This window comes from Stenotrophomonas sp. GL_111, assembly GCF_057835245.1.
This window is the reverse complement of the sequence record NZ_CM174421.1, coordinates 2,411,430-2,428,596: the sequence shown is the minus strand read 5'-3', so window position 1 is coordinate 2,428,596 and position 17,167 is coordinate 2,411,430. Positions and strand designations below refer to the sequence as shown.

Annotated in this window: 14 protein-coding genes; 3 read left to right on the top strand and 11 right to left on the bottom strand. The window is 67.7% G+C overall.

Features of this window, described 5'->3' with window-relative positions; genetic code table 11:
- Positions 1 to 3 precede the first annotated feature (3 nt).
- The 9 genes from AC3IPM_RS10805 to AC3IPM_RS10765 all read right to left on the bottom strand — a co-directional run bounded on the left by AC3IPM_RS10805 (position 4) and on the right by AC3IPM_RS10765 (position 8,368).
- Positions 4 to 951 (bottom strand): type II secretion system F family protein, encoded by a 948-nt coding sequence (locus AC3IPM_RS10805; RefSeq protein ID WP_489299850.1) that lies wholly within the window; start codon positions 949 to 951, stop codon positions 4 to 6.
- Positions 948 to 1,889 carry a type II secretion system F family protein gene (locus AC3IPM_RS10800; protein ID WP_489299849.1) on the bottom strand — a complete coding sequence of 314 codons (942 nt, stop codon included), beginning with the start codon at positions 1,887 to 1,889 and terminating at the stop codon, positions 948 to 950. Before AC3IPM_RS10800 ends, AC3IPM_RS10805 begins: the two co-directional genes overlap by 4 nt.
- A gap of 2 nt (positions 1,890 to 1,891) precedes the next feature.
- A complete protein-coding gene (locus tag AC3IPM_RS10795) occupies positions 1,892 to 3,244 on the bottom strand; it encodes a TadA family conjugal transfer-associated ATPase (protein WP_489299848.1) in 1,353 nt (450 codons plus the stop codon).
- Positions 3,229 to 4,515 carry a fimbrial protein gene (locus tag AC3IPM_RS10790; RefSeq protein WP_489299847.1) on the bottom strand — a complete coding sequence of 429 codons (1,287 nt, stop codon included), beginning with the start codon at positions 4,513 to 4,515 and terminating at the stop codon, positions 3,229 to 3,231. The genes AC3IPM_RS10795 and AC3IPM_RS10790 overlap by 16 nt, the downstream gene beginning before the upstream one ends.
- A 24-nt stretch (positions 4,516 to 4,539) precedes the next feature.
- Positions 4,540 to 5,925 (bottom strand): type II and III secretion system protein family protein, encoded by a 1,386-nt coding sequence (locus tag AC3IPM_RS10785; RefSeq protein WP_489299846.1) that lies wholly within the window; start codon positions 5,923 to 5,925, stop codon positions 4,540 to 4,542.
- A 19-nt stretch (positions 5,926 to 5,944) separates the two neighbouring features.
- Positions 5,945 to 6,973: a Flp pilus assembly protein CpaB gene (gene cpaB / locus AC3IPM_RS10780; RefSeq protein WP_489299845.1), complete on the bottom strand. Its 1,029-nt coding sequence runs from the start codon at positions 6,971 to 6,973 to the stop codon at positions 5,945 to 5,947.
- A 31-nt stretch (positions 6,974 to 7,004) separates the two neighbouring features.
- Positions 7,005 to 7,487 carry a pilus assembly protein gene (locus tag AC3IPM_RS10775; RefSeq protein ID WP_489299844.1) on the bottom strand — a complete coding sequence of 161 codons (483 nt, stop codon included), beginning with the start codon at positions 7,485 to 7,487 and terminating at the stop codon, positions 7,005 to 7,007.
- A complete protein-coding gene (locus AC3IPM_RS10770) occupies positions 7,484 to 8,029 on the bottom strand; it encodes an A24 family peptidase (RefSeq protein ID WP_489299843.1) in 546 nt (181 codons plus the stop codon). The genes AC3IPM_RS10775 and AC3IPM_RS10770 overlap by 4 nt, the downstream gene beginning before the upstream one ends.
- 129 nt (positions 8,030 to 8,158) lie before the next feature.
- Positions 8,159 to 8,368, bottom strand: coding sequence for a Flp family type IVb pilin (locus tag AC3IPM_RS10765; protein ID WP_489299842.1), 210 nt, complete (start codon positions 8,366 to 8,368; stop codon positions 8,159 to 8,161).
- A 780-nt stretch (positions 8,369 to 9,148) separates the two neighbouring features.
- On the opposite strand from AC3IPM_RS10765, the gene AC3IPM_RS10760 reads away from it, so the two are divergent.
- From AC3IPM_RS10760 to AC3IPM_RS10750, 3 genes are all read left to right on the top strand, one after another.
- Positions 9,149 to 10,141: an AraC family transcriptional regulator gene (locus AC3IPM_RS10760; protein ID WP_489299841.1), complete on the top strand. Its 993-nt coding sequence runs from the start codon at positions 9,149 to 9,151 to the stop codon at positions 10,139 to 10,141.
- A 225-nt stretch (positions 10,142 to 10,366) separates the two neighbouring features.
- Positions 10,367 to 14,860 (top strand): YadA-like family protein, encoded by a 4,494-nt coding sequence (locus AC3IPM_RS10755; protein ID WP_489299840.1) that lies wholly within the window; start codon positions 10,367 to 10,369, stop codon positions 14,858 to 14,860.
- A gap of 73 nt (positions 14,861 to 14,933) precedes the next feature.
- The gene (locus AC3IPM_RS10750; RefSeq protein WP_489299839.1) at positions 14,934 to 15,794 is read left to right on the top strand and encodes an outer membrane protein assembly factor BamE; all 861 of its coding nucleotides are present in this window, start codon (positions 14,934 to 14,936) and stop codon (positions 15,792 to 15,794) included.
- Positions 15,795 to 16,014: 220 nt separating this feature from the next.
- Here AC3IPM_RS10750 and AC3IPM_RS10745 read toward each other — a convergent pair whose 3' ends face one another.
- Entirely contained in the window at positions 16,015 to 16,602 is a 588-nt protein-coding gene (locus AC3IPM_RS10745) for a fasciclin domain-containing protein (protein WP_489299838.1), read from the bottom strand.
- Positions 16,603 to 16,722: 120 nt separating this feature from the next.
- Entirely contained in the window at positions 16,723 to 17,118 is a 396-nt protein-coding gene (locus AC3IPM_RS10740) for an OsmC family protein (protein ID WP_489299837.1), read from the bottom strand.
- Positions 17,119 to 17,167: the final 49 nt, after the last annotated feature.

Here is a 17,167-nt window from a genome sequence, read left to right as displayed (position 1 = left end):
TCATCAACCCAGTTTGGTCATGGCATCGGCCAAGGCGATGATCGCCGGGCCGGACAACACCAGCATCAGTGCCGGCAACAGGGTCAGCATCATCACCACCGTCATCTTGACGGAGAGCTTGCCGACCTTTTCCTTGAGCGAGGAACGGCGCTGCTCGCGCAGACGCATGCTGAACTGACGCAGCGGCTCCTGCACCGCACCGCCGTGTTCGTGAACCTGCAGCATCAGCTGCACCAGGCTGCGCAGGTCCTCGTCATCGAACGATTCGCCCAGCCGGCGCAACGACTGCGCGCGGCTGCGGCCGTGCATGTAGGCGATGTTGGCCTGCTGGATTTCGTTGCCCAGCACCGGAATCGCGCCGCGTAGTTTGTCGCCCAGCGTCTGCAGGCTCTGGTCCATGCTGAAGCCCACGCCCTGCAGCAGCCGCAGCAGGTCGATCAGCAGCGGTAGTTCGGCGCTGGCGCGTTGGCGCAGGCGTTTGGCCCAGCTGCGCAGCGCGAACTTGGGCAGCAGGATGCCAAAGGCGATCGCGGCCAGCGCCAGCATGACGCGGCTGAAGCCGCTGGCCTTGAACAAGGTCAGCGCCAGCACCAGGCAGACCAGCGCCAGCAGCAGGCGCAGGCCAAGGAAAGTGGCGGTGCCGGTGCGCGTGTTCCAGCCGGCCTGGTCGAGCAGCAGGCGGTCTTCCGGAGCGAGCAGGGCGGCTTCGATGCGGCCGCCGTTGAAGCGTTCGCCCAGCGCGACCAGCCACGCCATGCCGCGCGGGCCCGGTTCGGTGGCGGCGCTGGCCGGCGTGTCGCGCGGGCTGCCGTCGTGCGCGCGCAGCGCGGTCTGCAGGGTGGCTGCGGTGCGCTGCTGATGATGGCTGAGCAGCAGCCAGGCCACCCCGAGCAGGGCCAGGCCGATGGCCAGCACGAGCAGCGCAGTGACCCACAGGGCGTTGGCGCTCATAGCGAGCGCGCCAGTCGATACAGCGCGAACGCACCCACCAGTTCCAACGCCAGGGCGATACCCAGAATCTTGTGGCCGAGCGGCGCATGCAGCACCGGCTGGAAGAAATCCGGGCTGGCAATGGCCATCAGCAGCCCGCACAGCGGGGGCAGCAGGCCCAGCACCCAGGCCGACATGCGGGTTTCCGAGGTGGTGGCCATCAGCTCCTGGCGCGCGGCTTCGAGATCGCGCATGAAATCGCTCATGCGTTGCAGGATCTGGTCGGAGCGGCCGCCGATACGGATGCTCACGCCCAGCACCACGGCGAGCACGTCCAGCACATCCAGTTTGTAGGGCTGCGCGGCCTGGCTGAGCGCGCGGTCCAGGTCCAGCCCGCTGCGCGTGCCGGACAGTGTGTCGTCGAGCAGCGAACGCAGGGGCATGGGCACCTGCTGGGCGGCGGTCTGGAACGCCATCTGCAGGCTGTTGCCCAGCCCGGTCAGCCGCACCAGGTTGTCGAGGAAGTCCGGCAGCTGCCGCAGCAGCTTGCGTTGCATGCCGATGATCCGCCGTGAGATCCAGACCCCCAGCACCAGGGCGTAGATCCCCAGGGTGATCGGCCACATCCAGCCGGTGCCGATACGCGCCGCGGCCAGCCATGCCAGCAGCAGCCCGCCCAGCAGCCACAGCACCGGCAGGTACAAACCGGGGCGCAGGCCGGCGCGTTGCAGCACCGCATCCCAGGGCTGCACGCGTGGCCCGGCAGCCGGGATCGGCGGTGGGGTGGTGCGTGGCGGGATGCCCGCCAACTGCTGCGGTGATGGCGCGGCGGCCAGGCGCTGCTCGGTGTGCTGCAGCGAAACGCGCTGGCGTTCGCGGCGGCCCGCCCCCCACCACAGCTCGATGGCAACGGCCACCAGCACCAGCACCCCACTGCACAGGAGCAGCACGGTGGGCATGCTCAGTAGCCTCCGTCCAGGGCTTCGCGCAGCTGGCGCCGGAACGGCTCGAGCTTGTGCGAATGCGGATGGAAGCCGAGCCCGATCCAGCGGTCGCGTTCCTTGCCGTCGGCATCGATCTGGATTTCGTGGCGGAACATTTCCTGGGTGCTGATCAGGTTGTCGCTGACCCCGGTGATTTCCGTGATGGATACCAGCACGCGGCGACCACTGCCCAGGCGCGAGATCTGCACGATGAAATCGATGGCGCTGGCGATCTGCCGACGCAAGCTGTCTTCGCTGCCCTGGAAGCCGGCGAACCCCGCCAGCATCTCGATGCGGTACAGGCAATCGCGCGGCGAGTTGGCGTGGATGGTGGCCATCGAACCGTCATGGCCGGTGTTCATCGCCTGCAGCATTTCCAGCACTTCGGCGCCGCGGACTTCGCCGACCACGATCCGGTCAGGGCGCATGCGCAGGCTGTTGCGGACCAGGTCGCGGATGCTCACCGCGCCCTGGCCGTCGGCACCGCCGATGCGGCTTTCCAGGCGCACCACGTGCGGATGGTTGAGCGAGAGTTCGGCGGTGTCTTCCACCGTGATCACGCGCTCGTCGGCCGGCACGTAGCTGGCCAGCGCGTTGAGCAGGGAGGTCTTGCCCGAACTGGTACCGCCGGACACCAGGATGTTGCAGCGGCCCAGCACCATGGCATGCAGCAGTGCCTGCATGGGCGGGTCGAAGGTACCCATCCGCAGCAGTTCGTCCGGGGTGAACGGATCCTTGCGGAACTTGCGGATCGACACCATCGGGCCGTCCACGGCCAGCGGCGAGATGATCGCGTTGAGGCGGCCGCCGTTGGGCAGGCGCGCGTCGACCATCGGGTTGGATTCATCCAGGCGCCGGCCCAGCGGCGCGAGGATCCGGCGCAGGATGCGCAGCAGGTGGCTGTCATCGCTGAAGCGCTGGGTAGCCCGCACCAGCCGGCCGCCCTGCGAGACGTGGATGTCCTTGTAGCCGTTGATCAGGATGTCTTCGATGCTGGGGTCGTGCAGCAGGTCATCGAGCGGGCCGAACCCGGTCAGCTCCTTGACCAGTGCGCCGGCCACCACTTCCATCTCCGATTCGTTGACCGGGATACGCCATTCCTGCACGAAGATCGCGGTCTGGGTATGCACGTAACGGGACACCGTATCCGGTGCCCACGCATCGATGTCGATGCGCTCGTCTTCGATGCTGTTGAGCAGGTGCTCATGCGCGGCGACGAGTACTTTCTGGTACTCGTCGGACTGCGCGAATGGTGGATGCGCGGCATCGACCGTGCCGACCGCATCGGCGCGTGCGGCGGGAGGAGCGAACGGCGTCACTTTGTCTTCCATGGGAGACCACTCAGGCGGAGGACGAGTTTTTCCCGCCAGCTACGCGGTTGGAGGCCGGACAGGGCCGGGTCCAGTCGCGCCAGCAGGGGCGTCAGGGCACGCAGGTACGGGTCGCGCGGGGCATCCTGCAGCAGCAGGTGGCCGTGGTTGGCACTGGCGCGCAGGCGGTTGCAGTCGGGCAGGGTGGCCAGCAGCGGCAGCGCGAAACGCTGGGCGATCTGGGCCGGGCTGAGCCCGCCGGCTTCATCGTGGCGGTTGATCACCAGCTGCAGCCGTGCATCGCGCGCGCCCAGCGATTCCAGTTGCTTGAGCACCTGGTCGAGCGAGACCAGGCTGCCGATGGCCTGGTCGGCGACCAGCCAGATTTCATCGGCGCTGTTGAGCAGCGAGCGCGGAATCTGCCGGATCGGCGCACCGCCGAGGTCGCACAGCACGCTTTCGAACACCCCGCGCAGGCGCTGTACCAGCACCGCCGGGTCGGCGATCGGGCCGCCATCGCTGCCGGCCGGCTGGCCCAGCAGGGTCAGCCCGCCGGAATGGCGGGTCATCGCGGTGCGGGCGAGGGTGGCATCGATACGGGTGGCGTTGCGCAGCGCGTCGTCGTAGTGGAATTGGCTGTCCAGGTTGAGGTACAGCGCAACGTCGCCGGCCGGTTGGCCCAGATCGAGCAGCAGCAGGGTGTTGGCCTGCTGGCCTGAATCGGATTCCACCGCGGTGGCGGCGATGGGGTGGCTGAGCTGCTGGGCCAGTACGCCGACGTGCGCGGCCAGGGTGCTGCTGCCCACGCCGGCGCGCACGCCCAGGACCAGCACCAACCGCGCCTTGTGGCTGGCCTCGGCGGCGACGCTGCGCATGGCCGGGGTGCCGGCGGCGCGACGCAGCACCGCATCGATGTCGGGGGTGCTGGCGTCCAGGTCGAGGATGTCGCGCAGGCCGCTGCGGACGGCCGCGACCACACCATCGACCTGGTCACTGGCGGTGCTGCCGACGGCCACCAGCGGCAGCTCGGGATGGGCGCGCTGCAGGTGCCGGGCCAGTTCCGTGGATGCGCCGGCCTGGTCACGACGGAAGTCGAGCAGCACGATGCAGCTACCCGTGCGGCGGTGGGCATCCAGGGCGCTGGCACTGGCGGCGCTGTCTTCCCACTGGAGCTGCGTACCCACCGGCAATTTGGCGATCAGCGGCGCGAGCAGGGCGCGATCGGGCGCGAACAGCACCAGGGTCATGGGCAGTGCCATCGGTTGCAGCAACTGGACGGTGGCGGCGGACATGGGCAGTGGGGTCCTGGCATGGGCTCAGCGCGAGAAGCCGGGGAGCTGGTCGGATGAGGCCGGGCTGAGCAGCCACGCACCCCACACCGGCAGGTTGGGCTTGGCCTCGCGCTCGCCGGGCAACGGCACGGTGGTGCCCTTGGCCAGCGGTTGCACCAGCCGCGGGGTGACGATGATGACCAGCTCCTTTTCCTCGCGCTTGTAGTTCAGGCTGCGGAAGAACGACCCGATGATGGGCAGGTCGCCGAGCAGCGGCACTTTGTCCACGTTGGAGCTGACCGTGTTGCTGACCAGCCCGCCGATCACGAAGGTCTCGCCATCGCCCAGCTCCACGGTGGTGTCGGCGCGGCGGGTGGTGATCGAGGGAATCTGCACGCCGTTGTAGGCGATGCCGGAGGAATAGTTGAGATCGCTGGCTTCCGGGGCGACCTTCAGCGCGATGCGGTTGGGGCCGAGCACGGTGGGGGTCACGGTCAGGCCGATACCGAACGGTTTGAAGGTGACGGTGGTGGTGCCCAGGCCCTGCGGTTCCAGAATCGGCAGCTCGCCACCGGCAAGGAAGCTGGCGCTCTGCCCGGACAGCGCCACCAGGGTCGGCTCAGCGAGCACGCGCGCCATGCCGTTGCTCTGCAGCAGGTCGATGTTGGCGTCCCAGCCGTGGGTGAGCGATTTGAACACCAGGCTGAAGGCCGACGACAGCGGGTTGGTGACCACGATGTTGTCGGTGCCGGTCCCCGTGCCGGTGCCCGAATCGGTTACCGGGGCTACGCCGGGCAGGGTGGTCCCGGGACGGGCGATGCCGTAGAAGAACCCATTGTTGCGGTTGAAATTCTTGTTGGCGAAGCTCATGCCGATCTGGCGCAGCACCGACTTGTTGAACTCCACCACTTTGACTTCCACCTGGACCACGCCACCGCTGCTGATGGTGGAGACATCGGCAAGTTGCCCCTCCTTGCCGACCGCCATCGCCGCGGCTTTGCGGCTCTGTTCGTGATCGAGCAGGCTGGGCGTACTGCCTTGCAGCAGGCCCTGCTGATCCTGCAGCGTGAGCTGGATGTCCTCGTTCTGGGCCAAGGCACCCTGCACGGCGCTGCGCACCTCGATCTGCATCCGCTGCGGCTCGCTCTGCTGGCGACGCCACAACAACAGGGTGGTGGTACCCGGGGCCTTGCCGACCAGCAGCGCCTGGCGCGGACCGCGCAGCATCACCAGGTCGGCCACGCCGGGGTCGGCGATCGCCACCCGTTCCAGATCGGCCGGCAGCGTCCACGGGCGTTGCTCACGGGTCTGCAGGACCAGGTCGGCATTGGCCAGGGTCAGCGCCGGGCTGGCACCGAGCACAGCCAACAGGACCAGCCGCGGCAGCCAGTGGCGGGAAGGGCGATGCGGGAGGGCGGAGCGTGGCGACATGGAGGGTCTCGGCATGGGCTCAGCGGGAGCCGCTGTGGGAGGAAACATCACCGCGGATGATCTCGACGCCGCGGTCCAGCGGCGGCGCCCGGCGCGTGGCCTGGCGTGGCGCGGCGGCCGGTGCGCGGGGGGTGTTGCCGCGGCCGGCCAGGGCATCGCTGTCGAGGCCGGCGTAGGCATCATTCTCGGGTGAGGCCAAGGCCAGGCGCTGTTCCGGGCTGAGCTCGCGGCGCGGGCTGAGCACGCCATCGGGTTGCGCGAACAGGGCCAGGTCGGGCTGGCCGACATCGGCCGGGTTGCGCAGCGCCAGGAACAACTTGCCCTGTTGTGCGCCGAGCAGCAGGTGGTTGGCATCGGCCACCGGCACCGCCAACACCGCGCTGCGTGCGGGCACGGTGGTGCCGTTGCTGCTGCTCGAGCTGCTGGAACTGCCCTGGGTGATGTCCTGGGCGCGGCTGTCGTTGCCGGCGGCGCTGGTGCCGTCGGCCGCCGGGGCAGCAGCCACCGGTGCGTTGTCGGCAGCGCCGTAGCTGAGCACGCGCAGCCGCGACAACAGCAGGCGCGTCTGTGCCTGGCCATCGTTGTTCATGCCCGGCGGTGCGCGCAGGTTGAGGAACACATCGACGTAGTCGCCGGGGAGGATGCGGTTGCCGGCGGCCACGAGTTCATCGACCGGTACCGCCAACGCACGTTCGCCGGGATTGAGCCGCAGTGAATAGCCTTGTGCCATCACCCCGCGCTGAAGCGCGGTACCGACCGCGATGTCGTGCATGGGGACCGCGCCAGCCACCTCGGCGATGTTGGCATAGCCACCACTCGGTGCCTGCGGCGCCGCGCCGATCCGCAGGTCGCCGGCACTGATCGGGCGGCCAGCCGGCAGCGTGGTGGCGGCTTCAACCACCGGCCAGCTCTTCGGTTGCCCCGCGACCTGCGGATTCGGCGCGCTGACCTGCTGCGGCGCGCGCCGGCTGATCACGAAGGCGACCAGGGCCAGCAGCAGCGCCAGCGCGATCAGGGCCACGGCGGCAATGCGGGTCAGCTTGAGCATGCAACGTGCTCCAGGAAATAGGGGTGGGCCATCACGGGGTACCCAGGTCGAGCTGGGCCACGGCCGAGCTGCGGATCGGTTCGGTGATCACCCAGCCGTAGGCGGCGCCGGTGCCGGGCAGGAACGGATGATTGCGGTAGTCGTAGCTGACCGACACCTGGATGCACTGCGCGGTGGGCTGGCCGCTGCACGGGGCCGGTGCGGACACCACGATCGGGGCAGCGGCGGCGTTGCTGCAGTTCGGGGTCTGCCCGGCATAGGTGAGCAGCCATTGCATGGAGCGGCGCGAGGCTTCGCAGGCGGCGGTGCGGCGTGCGGCCGGGGTGGCATAGCGCAACGAAGCGCGCGCGCCTTCGGCCGAGGCCAGCGACAGGGTCTGCTGCACGGCCATGATCATCACCCCGGTGTAGGTCAGCAGCAGCAGCGGTACCAGGCCGAGGATCAGCATGAAGGCGAATTCGATGGTGACCACGCCGTGTGGGCGACGGCCCCGTGGTTGCAGAGGACGGTTCATGGGTGGGCTCCATGCAGGTTCCAGACCACCAGCAGCACGGTGGCGAAGGACAGATAGGCGGCATATGGAATGCCGAGCCGGCCCTGGCGCGCGCCGTGCATCTGCTGCACGGCCGGGCGGGCCTGCCAATGCTGCTGCGCGCGCTCGCGCAGAAACTGCAGCCGCAGCGGCATGCGCGCAACCACCTGCCGTGCCAGCATCAGGCCCAGCACATGCGCACCGGCCAGCAGGCTGCTGATCAGCCACAGCGGTAGCAGCGCCTGCCAGCCCAGCAGCAGCCCGAGCACGGCGAAGTACTTCACATCGCCGGCGCCCATCCAGCCCAGCAGATAGAACGGCAGCAGTGCCGCCAGGCCGACCCCCAGACCGGCCAGATGCGGCAGCAGCGTGGCATCGCCGCCGAACAGCTGTTCGCCCAGCAACGCGCAAAGCCCGAGTACGGCGGTAACCGCCAGCCAGCGATTGGGCACGCGCCGGGCGTAGAGATCGCTGATGGCGATCCGCACGCTCAACAACAATGCCAGCAGTGGCAGCAGCGACATCCGACGACTCCTCCTTGGCCGAACGACGACGTGTTCCGGTTGCCAGGCCGCACGCTGCCGAGTCCGCAGGCCCCCCGGCCTGCGGTACGACAACGGCCTATGGCGATGTGGTGCCTGCGAGGGCCTGAATCAGCCGCCGGGTGCGGGTGTGCCGCCGGAGCCGTCGATGGTGGTGCTGACCAGGTCCTTGAGCTTGGTGAACAGCGTTTCGAACATGTCTTCCAGGCCTGCGCGGCCGGCAACCACCAGCACCCCGGCGATTACCGCAGCCAGCAGCCCGTATTCGAGCGCGGTGACACCATCTTCTTCTGCGATGAACTTGCGAATGGAGGCATTCATGACGGTCTACTCCCTGTTCCGGTCAATCAATTGAACTACCTGCGAGCAGGAGGCCGGTTCCGGTTCCACCGGGGCCTTCCAACGGCCTGCGTCATCCCTGCGCAGGGTGCGGCCACACTGCAGCCGCGGCGCCAGCCGGACCGATCCGGCGGAACCTAATACGGGCAGAACGCGGCAAGCAGGATATGCAGGCGCGGCCGTGCAGACGGCGCCTGTGCGCTCCGGAACCGGAGCGATCTCGAAACAACGAGCCTGGTCATTGCGTCCCCCTGTTGGACATTCCGGTTCCGCCACGGATCCACTGGAATGTCATTGCAGAATACTGAGCGTGTGCAAGCGAATCTTATGCGCAAAATCGGCATTCCCGGCCGAAGCTTTAGGGATCGCCGCAAATGAATGCTTAACTGTTTATGGACTCCATTTAATGTTTATAAAGTGAACGGGGCGTGTTGTTGCGGTGAAGCTCTTGTGATGACGACTTTTTGACGCTGAATGGCCCTGTTTTCCCGTATGTTCTTCACATCTGCAGCGAACGTGCCAGATGTCGTGATTGGCGTATTTATCGCCGGCCGAGTTAGGGCATACTGGCCGAAAACGTGCATTCGATTATCCGGCGGTGCCCGGGCGAAAAGCATGACGTTAATCACATTGTTTACCGGCACCGTGCTTGGCGGCGCGTGTGCAGGATTGAATCTGGTTTGAATTGCGCAACGCAGGAGTGTGGGTCCGCGCGGTGCTGGCATCGGGGCGGACGTCCAGGCCAAAGGGGGCGTCACTATCATGGTTGATGGTGTAGTGGATGGCATTGGCGACAGCGCGCTCAGGTCCTACGACCTGGCCACGCTGAGCGGTGTGCTGCGGGTCTGCGACCTGGAAATGGTCCTGCTCGATGGCAATGGCCCGCGGGCGGCAATCCAGTCCCGCGTGCACGATGAGGCGCTGTTCTGCGCGGCGGTCTGCGGGTTCCATTTCCGCGGGCGTTTCATGCTGCCGCAGGACTGGTGCCTGCTTGGTTTCATCCACGCCACCGACGAAGGCAGCAGCTGGTGCCACGGTATTCCGCTGACGGCGGGCATGGCGGTGACGGTGCTGCCCGAAGGGATCAGCGAATTCACCCTCAGTGCCGGTACGCAGATCAGCCTGCTGCTGGCGCCGATGCAGCGCGTACAGCGCAAACTGACCCAGCTGAGCCTGCGCAATACGCTGCCCTCGGGCCAGGCGTTGTCGCTGTTCAGTCCGGATGGCGGGGCAGGGACGTCGCGGTTGCTGCAACGCTACGTACAACTGCATGCCCAGCTGCAGGGCGAGGCGGGCGCGGGGTTGGCCGACGATGCGGTGGAACTGCTGCTGCATGAACATATCCAGGCCCTGCTCAGCAGTGGCCAGCAGGACCGGCCGGGGCAAAGCCGGGCACGGCGCACCCATTATCTGATCGCGCAGCGTGCCGAGAATTTCATGCGGCTCAATCTGCGTCGTTATATCTACATGCACGAAATCTGTGATGCCGCCGGGGTCAGCGAGCGGGCACTGCGCTATGCGTTCGAAGATCTGTTTGGCACCTCGCCGAACCGCTATCTGTCGATGCTGCGGCTGTGCGCGGCCTGCCGCGGGCTGTCGATGGCCGATTCCAGCCGCAAGTCGGTCAAGGCCGTGGCGCTCAGCTGCGGGCTGTGGGACCTGTCCCGTTTTGCCGACAATTACCGTCGTGTCTTCGGCGAACTGCCGCGCGACACCCTGATGCGCGCGCCGGCCCAGATCGGCAGCCCGGCCTGATCCACCGCGCCCACGGCGCTGCTGCCCCCACCGCCCATGCACGTTTCCGGCAATCTGCCGGAATTGCCCATGTGCCTGCCGGTTTTCCCCGTTGTCTTGCCGGAACGCACGCATGCGCTGCCGGAATGAAGTGCCCCACGCGTGACGCGACGACTGTAATGACATCCAAGTGCCAACAGGCATGGCGGATGTAGTCCACATCGTACGTACACGGGGGAATACCTGATGAACCGTATCTTTCGACTGGTCTGGAGCCACCGGCTGAATGCCCTGGTGGTGGTCTCTGAAATCGCCACTGCGCGTGGCAGTCTGGCTGCCGGTCCGGTCGTGGTGCACCTGCGTGTGCCGCTGTCGGTACTGTCGATGGGCCTGGCGCTGGCGCTGTGCAGCGGAACAGCCATGGCAGGGGAAAACCAGACCCTGACCGACCTGGAAGCGTTGACCGCCAAGTACGCGCCGCTGCCGGCCAAAATCGACGCTGAAACGGCGTTGGCCGCTGTGGTGCGCACGACGGGCGGCTCGCCGGCACTGAGTGCCGATGCCAACGTCAATCTCAATCTCGGGCTGGGCACGCGCCCGGCGACGGCTGCGCCGCTGTTGAGCGTGCAGGTCGGCGCCAAGGTGCAGGCCGCGGCCGCGCCACAGCAGATCGCGGTGCCGGTGGCTGCAACGGCCACGCTTGGCCTTGGTGTTGGCGGCAGCAAGGCGCCGTCGGTCAACACCGCCGTCGATGCGACGGTGGCGGTGGGCAAGGGGGCTGCTGCACCGGCGGCCGTGCAGGCCAAGGTCGATGCTGCGCTCAAGGCGGACGTGGCCGATGCGCTGGCGGCGAAAGTCGATGCCAGCGCGAAGGTGGATGCCACTGCCGCGATCGGCGGCCATGAAACGGTGACGGGCGGCGTCGATGACGCGGTCAAGGCCACCCTGGCGACCGGCGTGGCCGGTGGCGTCAAGGTGGATGCACTCGGCCATCTGGTCGATGCGGCCGATCGCAATCCCAAGCTGGTCGATGGCAATGTGGCAGTCGCGCAGACCAGTTCGTTGACGGCTTCGCCCAAGGCGGCCGCCAGCGGCCTGCTGGGCGGCATCGGTGATCTGCTTGGCGGTGTTGGCAGCACGGTGGGCAATGTGCTCAACGGCGTAGGGACCACCGTCGGCAACGTGGTCAACGGCGTCGGCAGCACGGTGGGCAATGTGGTGGGTGGCGTGGTCGGCGGCATCTTCCCGGCGCCGACGTCGCTGCCGCCGGGCAGCCCGAAAGGGCCGGCCCCGGCTGATCCGAATGCCGGGTTGATCATCGGCACCGGCGGCCTGGTCGGCTCGCTGTCGACCCTGGTCGGGCCGACCGCGCAGGGCCTGCTGGGCGGCGATGGCTACGTGCGCAACGGCAACCTGGCGGTCAGCAGCGCCAACGTGATGCAGACCTATTCGGTGACCAATGTGCTGGGCCTGCCGGTGGTCAACCTGACCCCGGTCGGCACGCTGCTCAATGGCCTGGGCGGCGCCACCACCGGTGGCAGTTCGCACCTGACCCTGCTCGGCGGGGTCACCTCGGACAGCTACATCTACAACATCAACAACGGCGACCCGAACGGCCTGCTTGGCCTGTTGCTGCCGGGCCAGGCCCCCGGCTGGTCGAACAAGTGCGTGGACCTGCTGGTGGCCAGCATCGACTGCTGGGCGGTCAATGCCGCGCAGGACTACCAGGTGCTGGTCGGCGATGGCGCCTATGCCAATGGCTCCAAGGAAGTGGTGATCGGTGCCAACGCGCGCCATGAACTGCCCAAGCAGGATGCCAATCTGGCGTTCCCGGGGGCGGGGCAGAACGATCCCACCGATCCGACGGGCGTGCCGACCGCCGACTACGCCGCACGCATGGGCCACTCGGTGGTGGTCGGCGACAGCGCCAAGGGCACCGCCAACGGGCAGGTGCTGATCGGTGCCGAAGCCACCTCCAACCAGGCCAACAGCGTCGCGGTGGGCTACCGCACGGTCGCCAACCGGGGGGCCCAGGCCAGCTACAGCGCCTATGGGTTGACCGCACCGCAGGTATCGGCCGGTGAAGTGTCGGTCGGCTTCACCGGCGGTGAACGCCAGATCACGAACGTGGCCGCCGGTAGCGCCGCCACCGACGCGGTCAATGTGGGCCAGCTGCAAGGCGCGATCAACCAGATCGACGCGCTGGACGGCTTCGCGGTGGTCTACGACGACGATGGCGCCGGTGGTGCCAACTACCGCCGCATCACCTTGGGCGGCGGTACCGGCACCACCACCATCGGCAACCTGGCCAAGGGTGCGATCGGCGCCACCAGCACCGAAGCGATCAACGGTGCGCAGCTGTTCTCCACCAACCAGGCCATCACCGACTACTTCGGCGGGCTGACCGCGTTCGACCCGGCCACCGGTGTGTGGACGGCGCCGAGCTTCCAGATCAGCACCATCTCCACCGGCGGTGCGGTCGCCCAGGGCGTGTACGACAACGCCACCGACGCGTTCTCGGCGGTGGACGGTTCGCTGGTCAACCTCAATACGCAGATCACCGACATCCGCAACGGGGTCGGCAGCAAGTACCTGAAGATCAATTCGACCGGGCTCGATGCCGCCGCCACCGGGGCGGACAGCATCGCGGTGGGTACCGGTGCCAGCGCCACGGCCGCCAATGCCATCGCGGTAGGCGCCGGTGCGGTGGCTGATCGTGCCGGAACGGTGTCGGTGGGTGCGGCCGGCAGTGAGCGCCAGGTGGTGAACGTGGCCGCCGGTACGGCCACCACCGATGCGGTCAACATGGGCCAGATGCTGGCCTCGGAGGCCGGTGCGCTGCGCTACGACGAAAACCCGGACGGCAGCATCAACTACGCCAGCGCCACGCTCGGCAACGGCGGCGGTACCACCACGCTGCGCAACCTGGCCGCGGGCAGTGTCAGCGCGGTCAGCAGCGAGGCCATCAACGGCGCACAGCTGTTCAACGCCAGCCAGGCAGTGGCGACCCACCTGGGCGGCGGCGCCACGCTGGATGCCAACGGCGTGATCAGCGCGCCGACCTACACGATCAACTCGGTGTCCAGCACCGGCCAGGTCACTGCGGGGGATTACAACGATGTGGGCACGGCGTTCGATGCGGTCAGCCAGTCGCTGGCCAACGTGGCCGACCAGACCGATGCGGTGGACAAGCTGGCGGTGAAGTACGACGCCGACGCCACTGGCAACGCCACCAACAAGGTCACCCTGGGTGGCACCGGGGGCGGCGTGGCGGTGGCCCTGACCAACCTGGCCGACGGCAGCCTGCTTGCCGGCAGCCGCGATGCGGTCACCGGCAACCAGCTGTTCCAGACCAACAACGCGCTGGTGGGCTACTTCGGTGGCACCACCAACTTCGACCCGACCACCAATATCTGGACGGCGCCGACCTTCAGCATCTCCTCCATCGCCACCGACGGCAGCGTGCTGAGCAACGACTACAGCAACGTCACCGTGGCCTTTGCCGCGGTGGACAACTCGCTGCTCAACCTCAACACCCGCATCGACCAGATCCAGCCGGGGGCGGGCAGCCCGTTCGTGCAGGTCAATTCGACCAAGGGCCCGGCCAGTGCGACCGGTGCCAACAGCATCGCGGTGGGCCCGCTGGCCAGTGCCAGCGGCAGCGGCAGCACCGCGATCGGCGATGGCGCCACCGCCAGTGCCGACAACAGCGTGGCGCTGGGCAGCGGCTCGGTGGCCAGCACCGGCGCGCAGGCTGGCTACACCGGTGCCTACGGCGCGGCCGGGGCCAGCAACTCGGTGGGCGAAGTGGCGGTGGGCAGCACCGGCGGCGAGCGCAAGGTCACCCATGTGGCCGATGGCTCGGCGCGCTACGACGCGGTCAACGTGGGCCAGCTGCAGAACGGCGTGACCTACGCCATCGACCAGTCCAAGGCCTACACCGACACCCAGATCAACAACATCAACAACGGCACCTCGGGCATGTTCCAGGTGAACAACAGCAACAACCTGGCTGCACCTGCCGCGACCGGTGCCAACTCCGCCGCCGGTGGCGCCGGCTCCAGCGCCGCCGGTGCCAACAGCACCGCCGTGGGCAACGGCTCCAGTGCGCAGGCCAACAACGCGGTGGCACTGGGTGCAGGTTCGGTGGCCAACCGTGACAACACGGTGTCGGTGGGCAGTGCCGGGGCCGAACGCCAGATCACCAACGTCGGTGATGGCAGCGCGGCGACCGATGCGGTCAATCTGCGCCAGCTGCAGGCATCGCAGCAGGGCACCATCCGCTACGACACCAACGTGAACGGCACCACCAACCTCAACAGCGTCACCCTGGGCAGCACCAGCACCGGGCCCACCACCGTGCACAACGTGGCCGCCGGTACCGCCGGCACGGATGCGGTCAATGTCGACCAGCTGCGTTCGGGCATGGCCCAGACCCTGGACTGGTCGAAGGCCTATACCGACGAGCGCATGGATTCGTTCGACCGCAACCTGCAGAAGACCGACAACCGCGCCTCGGCCGGTGTGGCGTCGGCGATGGCGGTGGCCGCGCTGCCGCAGCCGTATGAAGCCGGGCGCAGCATGGCCTCGGTGGCCGCAGGCAGCTACAACGGCGAGTCGGGCGTGGCGGTTGGTATCTCCGGTGTCTCCGAAGGCGGGCGCTGGATCTACAAGTTCAGCGGCTCGACCAACAGCCGCGGCGAAGGCGGCGTGGCCGTCGGTGCCGGCATCCAGTGGTGAGATGATCATTCCCGGCGCGCGCCACAGGCCGCGCCGGGGGTTCCAGTGCGCTTCGGCGCCCAAGGGGGAATCCATGTCCACATCCATTCCGCACACGGCTGCACCGCTGCTGCGTTCGTTGTCTCTGGGCCTGGCGGTGCTGCTGTTCAGTGCCTGTGCCAGCGGCGGCAAGTCCAAGCCCGCAATGCCTGAAGCCGGTGCCGGCAGCGAGCCTGCCGGGGTCGAATTTCCCGACCCGAAACGGGCCACGCTGAAGGAAGGCCTGTTCGTCAATGTCGACAACCTGCGCCTATTCGCACGCGGGATGAGCAAGCGCCAGCTGTACACGCTGCTGGGCACGCCGCATTTCGGCGAGGGCATGTGGGGCGTGCACGAATGGAACTACCTGTTCAACTTCCGCAGCACCCCCGGGGGCGACTACTTCACCTGCCAGTTCCAGGTGCAGTTCGACGGCAAGGGCATCGCCCAGGCCGGCTACTGGAAGCCGCAGGCGTGTGCGGCGCTGATGCAGCCGTCCGCGCCGCCGGCACCCCCGCCGCCACCCCCGGCACCGATGCCCAGCGAACCGCTGCGGCTGTCGGCCGATGCGATGTTCGGCTTTGACAGCGCAACGCTGACCGAGGCCGGGCGGCACAGCATCGAGGGATTGCTGCAGCAGGTGCGCAGTGCCAGCCAGGTACAGACCATCCAGGTACGTGGGTATACCGACCGGATCGGCAGTGACGCCTACAACCAGCGGCTGTCGCAGCAACGTGCGCACGCGGTGCGCGATGCCCTGGTGCAAGGCGGGGTTCCGGCCGCGGCGATCGTGGCCGAAGGGCGCGGCAAAGCCGACCCGCTGGTGCAATGCGATCAGACCGGGCGGCAGACCTTGATTGCCTGCCTGGCCCCCAATCGCCGCGTGGAGATTTCCGGCAGCGCGCAATCGCGCTGAGTCCTCGTCTTGCCCCGGTCGCCGCCTGGCGGCCGGGTTTCTCCCCCTTCAAGTCCTTGTCGGCGCGTCTCTCCCGCGTCGGCAGGGCAGTGTTTGACCCGGCTCGCGGCCTTCGGCCTGATGTCTCCCCCGTCATCGCACTGGGGCGGCGAGCCGGGTCATCTTGTTTGAGCACGCACTGAACCACCGGCGCACGGTGCGCCGGTGGCCAGTAGAAGGATTACGGCATCAGGACCTTGTCGATGACGTGGATGACGCCGTTGCTCTGGCGCACATCGGCAATCGTGACGTGGGCGGTGTTGCCCTTGCGGTCGGTCAGGGTGATGCCCTTGCCGGCCTGGCGTGCCACCAGGGTTTCACCCTGCACGGTGGTCAGTGTGGCCTTGCCGCCACCCTGCTTGATCTTGGCCAGCAGGTCGGTGCTGCTGACCGCGCCGGGGACCACATGGTAGGTCAGCACCTTGGTCAGGTCGGCTTTCATGTCCGGCTTGAGCAGGCTATCCACCGTGCCCTTGGGCAGTGCGGCGAAGGCGGCATTGGTCGGGGCGAACACGGTGAACGGGCCCGGGCCCTTGAGCGTATCGACCAGCCCGGCGGCCTTCACGGCAGCGACCAGGGTGGTGTGGTCCTTGGAATTGACGGCGTTGTCGATGATGTCCTTGTTGGCATACATCGCCGCGCCGCCGACCATCGGATTGGCGGCCATCATGTGGTCCTTCGCGGCCATCGGCGCTTGTGCAAACGCCAGCGGTGCCGCGCCGGCGGCCAGGCAGGAAAGCAGGACCAGTCCAGCAAGCGAGGTCTTCATGTACGTCTTCCCATAAGAGGCGTCGATATGACGCATCGGGATCTACGCGTGAAGTGGCGCGACGGATGCACACGCCGCGCAGATTGTTGGTTTCGTTACTGCCGCGTGAGGGTCAGGCCGTCAGCCCGCGCCACGCTCACTGGTGATGGTGGCGCCTTCACGCATCACCAGGGTCACCGGGGTCTTCTCCACCACCTCGAGCAGGCGTGCCCACTGCGCGTCGGTGAGTGCGCCGCTGGCGTGCAGCACGCGGTGGACCTGCAGCTTGCCGTTGGCATCGCGCGATGACGACAGTTCCGCACGGAATTCCTCCAGCGACCAGCCCTTCTTCTCGGCGTACATGCGCAGGGTGATCGCGGTGCAGGCCGACAGCGAGGCCAGGTACAGATCGAACGGGGCCATGCCCGCACCCTGGCCGCCCAAGGTGGCCGGTTCGTCGGTGACCAGGGCGTGTGCGCCGCTGTGGATCTGATGACGGTAGTTGGGGCCGTCGGAAACAATCTGGACCTGTGCCATGAGCGGATGCCTGTGCGGTGCGGGAGGGAGGTGCACAGCATCGCATGGC

Excerpts from the sequence above, each read along its gene's own strand:
- AC3IPM_RS10775 (WP_489299844.1), bottom strand. The coding sequence starts at position 7,487 with ATGAACCGTCCTCTGCAACCACGGGGCCGTCGCCCACACGGCGTGGTC.
- AC3IPM_RS10785 (WP_489299846.1), bottom strand. The coding sequence starts at position 5,925 with ATGTCGCCACGCTCCGCCCTCCCGCATCGCCCTTCCCGCCACTGGCTG.
- AC3IPM_RS10740 (WP_489299837.1), bottom strand. The coding sequence starts at position 17,118 with ATGGCACAGGTCCAGATTGTTTCCGACGGCCCCAACTACCGTCATCAG.
- AC3IPM_RS10795 (WP_489299848.1), bottom strand. The coding sequence starts at position 3,244 with ATGGAAGACAAAGTGACGCCGTTCGCTCCTCCCGCCGCACGCGCCGAT.
- AC3IPM_RS10765 (WP_489299842.1), bottom strand. The coding sequence starts at position 8,368 with ATGAATGCCTCCATTCGCAAGTTCATCGCAGAAGAAGATGGTGTCACC.
- AC3IPM_RS10790 (WP_489299847.1), bottom strand. The coding sequence starts at position 4,515 with ATGTCCGCCGCCACCGTCCAGTTGCTGCAACCGATGGCACTGCCCATG.
- AC3IPM_RS10805 (WP_489299850.1), bottom strand. The coding sequence starts at position 951 with ATGAGCGCCAACGCCCTGTGGGTCACTGCGCTGCTCGTGCTGGCCATC.
- AC3IPM_RS10745 (WP_489299838.1), bottom strand. The coding sequence starts at position 16,602 with ATGAAGACCTCGCTTGCTGGACTGGTCCTGCTTTCCTGCCTGGCCGCC.
- AC3IPM_RS10770 (WP_489299843.1), bottom strand. The coding sequence starts at position 8,029 with ATGTCGCTGCTGCCACTGCTGGCATTGTTGTTGAGCGTGCGGATCGCC.
- AC3IPM_RS10760 (WP_489299841.1), top strand. The coding sequence starts at position 9,149 with ATGGTTGATGGTGTAGTGGATGGCATTGGCGACAGCGCGCTCAGGTCC.
- cpaB (WP_489299845.1), bottom strand. The coding sequence starts at position 6,973 with ATGCTCAAGCTGACCCGCATTGCCGCCGTGGCCCTGATCGCGCTGGCG.
- AC3IPM_RS10750 (WP_489299839.1), top strand. The coding sequence starts at position 14,934 with ATGTCCACATCCATTCCGCACACGGCTGCACCGCTGCTGCGTTCGTTG.
- AC3IPM_RS10800 (WP_489299849.1), bottom strand. The coding sequence starts at position 1,889 with ATGCCCACCGTGCTGCTCCTGTGCAGTGGGGTGCTGGTGCTGGTGGCC.
- AC3IPM_RS10755 (WP_489299840.1), top strand. The coding sequence starts at position 10,367 with ATGAACCGTATCTTTCGACTGGTCTGGAGCCACCGGCTGAATGCCCTG.